Origin of the sequence: Pyxidicoccus fallax (assembly GCF_012933655.1) — a bacterium.
Classification (GTDB): domain Bacteria; phylum Myxococcota; class Myxococcia; order Myxococcales; family Myxococcaceae; genus Myxococcus; species Myxococcus fallax.
The window spans coordinates 1-8,732 of record NZ_JABBJJ010000444.1 but is presented as its reverse complement, the minus strand read 5'-3'; the positions used below and the strand labels follow the sequence as shown (position 1 = coordinate 8,732).

At 71.8% G+C, this 8,732-nt stretch carries 6 protein-coding genes; 4 read left to right on the top strand and 2 right to left on the bottom strand.

Going from position 1 to position 8,732, the window contains the following annotated elements; all coding sequences use genetic code 11:
* The first annotated feature begins 383 nt into the window (after positions 1-383).
* The gene (locus tag HG543_RS48270; protein ID WP_169351729.1) at positions 384-2,105 is read left to right on the top strand and encodes a hypothetical protein; all 1,722 of its coding nucleotides are present in this window, start codon (positions 384-386) and stop codon (positions 2,103-2,105) included.
* 12 nt (positions 2,106-2,117) lie between these two features.
* On the opposite strand, the gene HG543_RS48265 is transcribed toward HG543_RS48270, so the two are convergent.
* Positions 2,118-5,249 (bottom strand): cyclic nucleotide-binding domain-containing protein, encoded by a 3,132-nt coding sequence (locus HG543_RS48265; protein WP_169351728.1) that lies wholly within the window; start codon positions 5,247-5,249, stop codon positions 2,118-2,120.
* 206 nt (positions 5,250-5,455) lie between these two features.
* On the opposite strand from HG543_RS48265, the gene HG543_RS48260 reads away from it, so the two are divergent.
* Positions 5,456-6,262: an RDD family protein gene (locus tag HG543_RS48260; protein WP_169351727.1), complete on the top strand. Its 807-nt coding sequence runs from the start codon at positions 5,456-5,458 to the stop codon at positions 6,260-6,262.
* Here the strand turns inward: HG543_RS48260 and HG543_RS48255 are convergent.
* Positions 6,259-6,777 carry a hypothetical protein gene (locus HG543_RS48255; protein ID WP_169351726.1) on the bottom strand — a complete coding sequence of 173 codons (519 nt, stop codon included), beginning with the start codon at positions 6,775-6,777 and terminating at the stop codon, positions 6,259-6,261. The genes HG543_RS48260 and HG543_RS48255 overlap by 4 nt on opposite strands.
* Positions 6,778-6,877: 100 nt before the next feature.
* Between HG543_RS48255 and HG543_RS48250 the strand changes: the two genes are divergently transcribed.
* Positions 6,878-7,939 carry a tetratricopeptide repeat protein gene (locus tag HG543_RS48250; RefSeq protein ID WP_169351725.1) on the top strand — a complete coding sequence of 354 codons (1,062 nt, stop codon included), beginning with the start codon at positions 6,878-6,880 and terminating at the stop codon, positions 7,937-7,939.
* A 37-nt stretch (positions 7,940-7,976) separates the two neighbouring features.
* The coding region (locus tag HG543_RS48245; protein ID WP_169351724.1) for an FHA domain-containing protein at positions 7,977-8,732 on the top strand (756 nt) is incomplete at its 3' end.

Here is an 8,732-nt window from a genome sequence, read left to right as displayed (position 1 = left end):
TCTTCAGCGTCAGATGTTTATAAGAGACAGGCTCCGCCGGAGCGGGCGGAGGGGTGGGGTTGCTCTTCTCGCAACCGGCGAGGGTGCCCAGCGCGAGGACCAGCACGCCGGACAACCGCGGCTGGCGGAAGGAAAGCGGGAGGACGGGAAGAGAGGTCGGTCTCACACCCGCGCCTTTAGCACAACTCGGCTCGTGCTACGGTGGCACCGTGTCGGACCGTGACGGTGAGCGGGGCCCATCCTCTCCGGAGGACCGGGATGGTAGGCCTGCCAACAAAAGGGGCCTCGCGGATCAGGGCGAAGCCCTGGCCCGTGGGCTCTGGACCGAGGTGCGAGGGGGTGCGGAACACTTCCACCTCTATCGGAGACAGCCTCCGGGGCGGGTGCGGCAGTTCATCTACGGGCTGAGCCTCCCAATCCACCTGGCCCGGGCGCTGCTGGCGAATCCGGCGGCCCGGAAGCTCTACCTGCGCGTGGGGCTGTACCAGACGGTGGCGGCGCTGGCCCTGGCCCTGGGCTGGATGAGCTGCAGCCACAAGGCCGTGGAGACGGCGAACCGGCATGAGTCACGGGGCGACGCGAAGCGGACAGAGGAGATCCGCAAGGCCGCGGCGGCCCTGGCGGCCCAGCGCCTGAAGGAGGCCGAGGCCCGGGCGAACCGGCGGCTGGGGGACGCGGGCGCGGCGCCGGACCTGGCGGACGCGGGCGAAACGAGCCGTCGGGACATGGCCGCGCCCGCGATGGATGGCGGCCTCGCGGCAAACGCGGGTGACACGGCGGACAGCGGCATCGCGGCGAACGGCGGCGCCGGGGGCGGCAATCGCGCCGCGGGTGGCGGCCTCCCAGCGAGCGGAGGCGTCCCGACGAGCCACGGTATCGCGGCGGACGCGGGTGTCGCGGCGAACAACGATGTCGGGCCGGATGGAGGCATCTCGGCGATTGCCGGTGGCACGACGGACAGCGGCGGCGCGGCGGACGGTGGCACCGCGGTGGGCCGCTCACGGAGGCAGACACAGGCCTACGCCGAGGCGCGGCTCGAGCAGCGCGTGCGCGACCTGGAGACCCTGACGAGGGGTGACGACGCGGGCACGTCCCTTTCGGAGACCATCGCCGGGCTGGTGGTCGAGGCGACCCGCATCGCGGAGACCTCGACCCGGGAGCACCTCGACGAGGCCACCGCCGAGGACGGAGACACCGCGGCCGATGACGACGAGGTGGCCGACGCCGATGGAGACACCGCGGACGACGACACCGTGGCCGACGAAGCCGTCGAGGAAGACGGCGGCACGGCCGTGGCCGGGAAGACCCCGCCCTCCTCGGGGGACGGTGACGCTCCCCGGAAATCGGTCCGGGTGAAGCTCCAGGGAGAGGACATCTCGCTCGGTGGCAAGGACCTCTCCGAGGTGGGCATTGCCTTCTGGGCGGCGCTGTTCGCGGCGCTCCAGGTGGCCCAGTGGGTGGTCATCGCCCTGTCGCGCGAGTACCACGACGTCATCGCCCGCGAGGCCAGCCTGCTCACCGGCGTGGAGCCCGAGGACGAGGCGATGCAGCCGCGCGTGCATGTCGACTTCGCGTGGATCCGCAAGAAGGTGAAGCGGCGCTGGCGGGCGATGCTGCTGTTCGTGGTGGGCGTGCCAGCCATGCTCGTCCTCACGATGCCCGTGCTGTGCAACACCCACGTGGTGTCCGTGCTCAGCACGGCCTGGGGCGCGTACTGGCTGGTGGTCTTCACCGCCGCCAAGAGCGCGCGTGCCTGGGAGGCCACCACCTCTCCGCGGCCTCCCTGGTTCCTGCGCGCCTGGACGTGGCTCACCACGAAGGTGCCCGGGATGCGCTGGGGCTTCCTCCAGCGCTACGGCGCGCTCTGGGAGCGGCGCACCCAGGAGGTCCTCGCCCCGGTGTCCACCGTGGAGCGCCACCCCTACGCCTACGCGGGGCTCGCGTTGATCCGCTTCCTCGGCGCCTTCCCGCCGATGAAGTTCTTCCTCCGGCCGCTCATCCCCGTCGCCTCCGCGCACCTGCTCGCGGAGGAGACCGCCGCCAGGGCCGCCATGAAGCCGCCCCCGGAGAAGCCGACGATTCCCGCCGGCGAGACGGGGGCCTGAGACCCTCGGGCGCTACTCGTCGCGAGCGCGCTCCCGGGCGGCCTCGATGACCTCGTTCGTCTCGCTGGCCTCGGGCGCCGGGCCGGTGGGCAGCGGCGGCACCTCGATGGGCTGCGGAGCGGTCAGCTCCAGCCGCTCGCCCGTCTCGCGCGAGTCCGGCAGGGCGATGAGCTTCTGGAGCTGCAGGCCCACGGCGCGGAAGAAGCCCGTGAGCAGCTCCGGGCGGTCCGCCAGCAGGTCGAGGAAGTCGCGCCGGTCGATGATGAGCACGCGCGTGTCCACCGCGGCCACCATGTCCGTGGGGCGGGGCGCGCCGTCCAGGAGGCTGATCTCCCCGAAGGCCTGCTTGCCCTGGAAGCGCAGCACGTGCTCGCCGTCGTGGAACGCGTCCACCGCGCCCTCGACGATGACGTAGAGCGCGTCGCCCGGGTCGCCCTGGGCGTAGATGCGCTCGCCCGCCTTGTAGGAGGCCTCGCGCGCCACGGCGGCGATGGCCGCGAGGTCGTCCACGTCGCTCTGCGAGAAGACGCTCACGCCCTCCAGCGCGAACATCCGTTGGACAGTCCGGTCGCTCAAGTCACCCTCCTGCGGGAGCACGTTCAGCCCGTTCACCCGCGCCACGTGGCGGGCGCACGCGCGCAGCACCACGTCCTCGCTCTGCACCAGCGCCGCCAGCCGCCGCCACAGCCGGCCCGGCGCGCCCGGAGGCAGCTCGCGGTGATGGGCCTCCACCTGCTCCATCACCAGCTCCCGGTCCTCTTCCGAGACCAGGTTCTCCAACAGCTCCAGCGCCAGCGCCCGCCGCCGCGCGTCCTGCCCCACCAGGTTGTAGTGGATGCCGCGCATCACCTGGGACGGGTGCAACAGGCCCAGCAGGAAGAAGGACAGCTCCAGCGCCTGGTCCAGCCGGTCTCCCACCGCGCGCGTGAGCAGCGAGCCGTCGCCCAGCGCCGCGCGCACGTCGCGGAAGGCACCCACCAGCGAGCGGTACACCTCGCGCCGGCGGCCCAGCGCCTCGCGCATGCGCTCCACGTCCACCGGGTGCTCGGGGTGCTCGTCGCGCAGGCGCGACAGCTGCGCGCCGATGCGGAAGTGCAGCGAGGCGTCGTCGCGCACGTTGGAGAAGAGCAGCGCGTCCAGCGCCGCCGGCGTGCCGATGCCGCGCAGCACGCGCGGCAGTTGCAGGCGCATGGCCAGCGGCGCGCCCTTGTTGTTGAGCTGCTCCTCCACCAGCGGCGTCACCGCGTCCCCGAGCGCCACCAGCGCCTCGCGCGCCGTCTTGCGCTCCTCGCGCCAGGTGAGGAAGGGCAACAGGCGCGGCGCCAGCTCCACGTAGCCGCCCTCGCCCACCGCGGCCAGCGCCACGCGCCGCACGCTGGGGTCCGTGTCCTCCAGGTAGCGCGCCAGCGGCCCGGCGAAGCGCGAGTCCTGGAGCCGGCCCAGAAGCCGCGCCACCTCGCGCCGCTCCGCCTCCGACGCCCCTTCCGCCCGGGCCAGCATCGCCTGCAGGGCGTCCAGCGCCGCGGCGCTCCCCGTCGACTTCAGCAGCGCGCCAATGGCCGCGCACCGCAGCCCCACGTCCGGGTGGTTGAGCAGCGCCGGCAGCAGCCGCTCGGCCCGCTCCGGCGACAGCCGCGCCAGCGCCCACACGGCCTGGTCCCGGGGCCGCCGGGGCCCCTCCTCCACCAGCCGCTCCAGCACCGGCGCCAGCTCGTGCGCCTCCAGCTCCAGCGCCAGGGACACGCCGCGCTCCAGCACCCGCTCGTTCGGGTGGCGCAAGAGCGCCGGCAGGTGCGGCCGCAGCGGCACCTCCGCCTGCTCCATCATGTCCACCGCGCGCAGCACCCGCTCCGGCGCGGGCGCCGCCAGCGCCTCCGCCAGCAGCCGCTGCTCCTCCTCGCCCTCCAGCTCCACCTCTTCTTCTTCCGGCGCGCCCACCTGCTCGCCCAGCGCCGCCACGTAGGCCGGCTTCAGCCGCACCAGCAGCACGCCCAGCGCGGCGCACATGCCCACCACCGCCACCGCCATGGTGACGCCGTTGGCCCCGCGCCCCGCGCCGATGAGCAGCACGCCCGCCACCACCACGCCGCCCTTGCGCAAGAGCCCCTCCACCGTCGCGCGCAGCCCCTCGCGCTGGTCGTCCGGCACCGCCGCGTACAAGAGCTGGATGCCCACCGGAAGGATGGAGTAGCTCACCGCCGTCTCCACCAGCCGCAACAGGTGCACCGGCCACAGCGACGGCGTGACGAGCGTCGCGCCCGCCAGGGGCGCCAGCACCAGCGGCACCAGCGCCACGTAGCGCAGCAGGCCCAGATGCTTCAGCAGCCGCTGCGCCACCAGCAGCTGGAAGGCCACGCAGAACAGGCCAATCCACAGCTGCAGCGAGCCGAAGAGCGCCGCCAGCGCGTCCTCGCTCATGGTGCCCTCCAGCCGCAGCCGGAAGAGGTAGTCCACGAAGGAGGACAGCACCGCGAAGGCGATGCCCAGCGCCGCCAGCACCTGCGCGTAGGGGCTCTCCGCCAGGTAGCTGAACCCCATGAAGGACGCGGCGGCCCGGGGGCGCGGGGGCGGCGCGGGCGCGCCCTTGTACAGGTGGTGGAAGATGGCGCCCGCGGCCAGCAGGCCCAGCGCCCCGCTCACCACCATGGCCGGCGTGCCCAGCTTCTCGGCCAGCCCCTGCACCAGCAGGCCGCCGACGATGCCGCCGCCCATGGCGAAGCCGTTGAGCGAGGTGAAGGCCCGGCGCGCCTCGCGCGCGTCGAAGGCGGACGCCATCCGCCCCCAGAAGCGGAACGACACGTACGTGGAGAAGGTGTCCGCGAAGAGGTACAGCGCCAGCGCCGGCATCCGCTGCCCCGCGGACAGCGCCGCCGCCAGCCCCAGCGCCACCACCCCGCCCAGCCCCGTCAGCACGCCCGGCGACTCCAGCGGCGAGCCCGGTCGCGAGCGCGGCAGCACCGTCAGCGCCGCCGTCATCAGCGCGCCCAGCAGGTACAGGTACGGCAGCGCCTGCGACTCGAAGCGCGACAGCACCAGCGCGTTCGCGGTCGTCTTGAGCTGCGTCACTCCGGCGATGAGCGCGAACTGAAAGGCGGCCGCCGGCCAGAGTCGGCGGTTCCAGGATGAGGAGTCGGTGGCGGCCACGGGAGCGCGCCGGAGACTACCCCACCCCTCGAATCACCACGAACAAGCCTGACGCACGCCAGCATGGCCGCCTGCCCTCCGCCCGCCCCAGGACACTCCCGGAACGCCGCCACCCCACTTCCGCCACGCCACTGGAATCGTTTGAGCCGCGAGGATTTCCCACCGAGGTCCGCCCGGCCGCCGCCAGGGCGGGCTAGACTGCCCGCGTGACGACCGCCACCGACACGCTGCTGGACGGCACCCACACGGTGCTCACGCCCGAGTACGTGGAGTTCCGCTTCACCGTCGCGGGCCTGTATTCGCGCTTCCTGGCGTGGCTCCTGGACGGCCTCATCGTCATGGGCATCTCCCTGGCCGTCATCATGGGGCTGGGCGTCGTCTCCATGGCCTTCGAGGGCCTGGGCAACGCGCTGGCCATCGTCATCTACTTCCTCATCGAGTGGGGCTACTCCATCGCCCTGGAGACGGTGTGGAGCGGCCAGACGGTGGGCAAGCGGGCGCTCTCCCTGCGCGTCATCCAGGAGAGCGGCGTCCGCATCGGCTTCTACCATGCCGCGCTGCGCAACCTCGCCCGGCCGGTGGACCGGCTGCCGTTCTTCTATCTCGTGGGAGGCCTGGCCGCGCTCGTCTCCGGCTCGCACCAGCGGCTGGGGGACATGCTGGCGGGCACCATCGTCGTGCGCGAGCGGCGCCTGCGGGTGCCGTCCGCGCTGGGCACCAGCGGCGAGGAGGGCCTGCTGGCGGATCCGCTCTTCGTGTCGCGCGTGAAGCGGCTGTCCACCGAGGAGCGGGAGCTGGTGCTGTCCGCGGCCCTGCGCCGCGAGGAACTGCGCCTGGAGGCCCGGCTGCGGCTGTTCTCCGCGCTGGGCGCCCGGCTCCAGGACGCGCTGGCCATGGAGAAGCCCGCCCACCTCTCGGACGAGAAGTGGACGTTGCTGGTGGCCGCCGCCCTGGTGCCCCGCCCGGACGCGCGCGCTCCGGCGCCCCGCGCCCGGGCCCTGGGCCGGGGCTAGAAGTACGCCGCCGCGCCGGCCGACAGCGCCAGCGACGTCTGCGCCTTCTCGTTGAGCGCCAGGTAGAAGTTGTACTGGGCGCGCAGGCCCACACTCACCGAGTCCGACGTGAAGAAGTCCACGCCCAGGTTGGGGCCCACGCCCACCAGGTTCTTCACGCTCTCCTTGAAGACGGCCAGGTAGCTGATGTCCGTCCCGAGGTACGGGCGGATGGACTCCTCGGAGAAGAGGTAGCGCAGGCCAATCGACGGGGCCAGGCCCACCACCCGCTTGTTGTCCGGGTCCGTGGTGTCCTTCGGCAGGGCAATCTTCGACAGCGACACCACCTCGAAGCCACCCTCGATGTAGAGGCTGGCCTCGATGCCGAGGAACAGCGCCTCGTCCAGGCCGGCCGTCCGGTGGAAGTCCATGTAGCCCAGCGACAGGCCCAGGCTGCGGTTGGCGAACTGGGCGTGCGCGGGAGCGGCCCCGAGAAGGGCCATGGCAAATGCAACGGTGCAGAGCAGGGTACGCATGGGCCGCCACTCTACCGGCGCAAGCCCCGGAAAACAGCCCCACGGGGCTCCCCCCGGGGCGTTGCCTCGGGTGCGGCCGCTCTCCTACACTCGCCCGGCCATGCGTCTGAGCCGACTCGCGACCACGCTGTCCCTGATCTCCGCCCTGCCCCTGGCGGCCTGCGTCTCCACCCCGCCGCCCCACGAGCGCGCCCTCATCAACAACGAACTGTGCGCCCAGGAGCTCGCCAGGGGCGACCTGGTCCGCGCGGAGACCTACTGCGACCTCGGCCTGGAGTTCTCTCCCCAGTACGCGGACCTGTGGGCCAACAAGGGCCTCGTCGCCCTCTCCGCCGGCCGCAAGGACGACGCCAAGAAGCACTTCATCAAGGCCCTGCGCTTCAACCAGGAGCACCTGCAGGCCTACCAGAACCTCGGCGCCATCTACTTCGACGAGGGCGCCTACGGGAAGGCGCACGACAACTTCCGCCGCGCCCTGAAGGTCAACCCGGACAACCTGGAGACGCGCTACAACCTCGCCCTCACCTTCATGAAGATGAAGAAGCTGGAGCAGGCGAAGAAGGAGCTGCGCACCCTGCTCGCGGTGAACCCCGGCCTGTCGGACGCGCACCACACGCTGGGCGTCATCGCCTACGGCGAGAACGAGTTCGACGAGGCCGTGGAGCACATCTCCCAGGCCGTGCAGCTCACCCCGGACGCGCCCGCGAAGTGGCACGACCTGGGCACCGCCCTCATGGAGCTCAGCCGCTTCCCCGAGGCCCGCGAGGCCTTCGCCAACTGCACGCGGCTGGAGCCCAACAACACCAGCTGCGTCAACAACCTCTCGCTCGCCCAGCGCAAGACGGCCCTCACCGACGCCGCCTTCAAGGAGCTGCGCGACACCCAGCAGGCGGAGAACTCCGCCCCCGCCCTCTTCATGCTCGCCCGCCAGTACCGCGAGAAGGGCCTCATCGCCGAGGAGGAGGGCACGTACCGCAAGTGCGTGAAGCTGGACGGCAAGTTCGCCCCCTGTCACTTCGGCCTCTTCCAGATCTTCTCGGACGCCCACAAGCGCGAGAGCGCCGAGGTGGCCTGCAAGAACTTCCTGAAGTATGGCACCTCGGAGGAGTTCCCCACCGAGTACCAGACGTGCGAGAAGTACCTCAGCGACGCCACCTTCTGAGCTTCCGGCCCCCTCCTCCGTCCGTGCACCCTCCGCGATGAGCGTCCGTCTGACCGTCACGCAGCGCAGCGAGGCCGGCGGCGCACCCAGCACCGAGGTCGTCCTCGACGACGCGGTCATCACCCTCGGCCGGGACAAGTCCTGCCAGGTGGTGCTGCCCCAGCAGGCGGTGTCCCGCAACCACGCGCGCATCTGCAAGGAAGGCACCCTCTTCTTCCTGGAAGACATGGGCAGTGCCTATGGCACGCAGATCAACGGCAAGCCCCTGCCCAAGGGCGAGAAGCGCCTGTTGCGCAATGGCGACGTCATCGCCATCGCCCAGTACGACGTGAAGTTCGACAAGCTCACCGAGCTGAACGCCGACGTCGCCTCGGAGAAGACGTCCTTCATCGCCCGCGGCATGGTGAAGGACGCCATCCGGGGGCGTGGCGCCGAGGAGCGCTACCTGCGCTTCATGAACGGGCCGCGCGAGGGCGAGCGCATCGAGATTGGCGACGCCATGGAGCTCGTCTTCGGGCGCGACGAGAAGGAGGCGGACATCGTCCTCAAGGACGACCTCGTCTCCCGCAAGCACGCCAAGATTCGCCGCGACTGGTCCGGCACCCACGTGGAGGACCTCGGCAGCCGCAACGGCATCAAGGTCAACAAGAAGCGGGTGAACAGCAAGTCGCTCAAGGACAGCGACGAGCTGGAGGTGGGCGGCATCCGCTTCCTCTACGTGGACCCGTCCGAGCCCGCCGAGGAGCCCGTCCCGCTCGCCACGGACGTGAAGGCCTCGCCGCCGCCCTCCCCC

Excerpts from the sequence above, each read along its gene's own strand:
- HG543_RS48250 (WP_169351725.1), top strand. The coding sequence starts at position 6,878 with ATGCGTCTGAGCCGACTCGCGACCACGCTGTCCCTGATCTCCGCCCTG.
- HG543_RS48255 (WP_169351726.1), bottom strand. The coding sequence starts at position 6,777 with ATGCGTACCCTGCTCTGCACCGTTGCATTTGCCATGGCCCTTCTCGGG.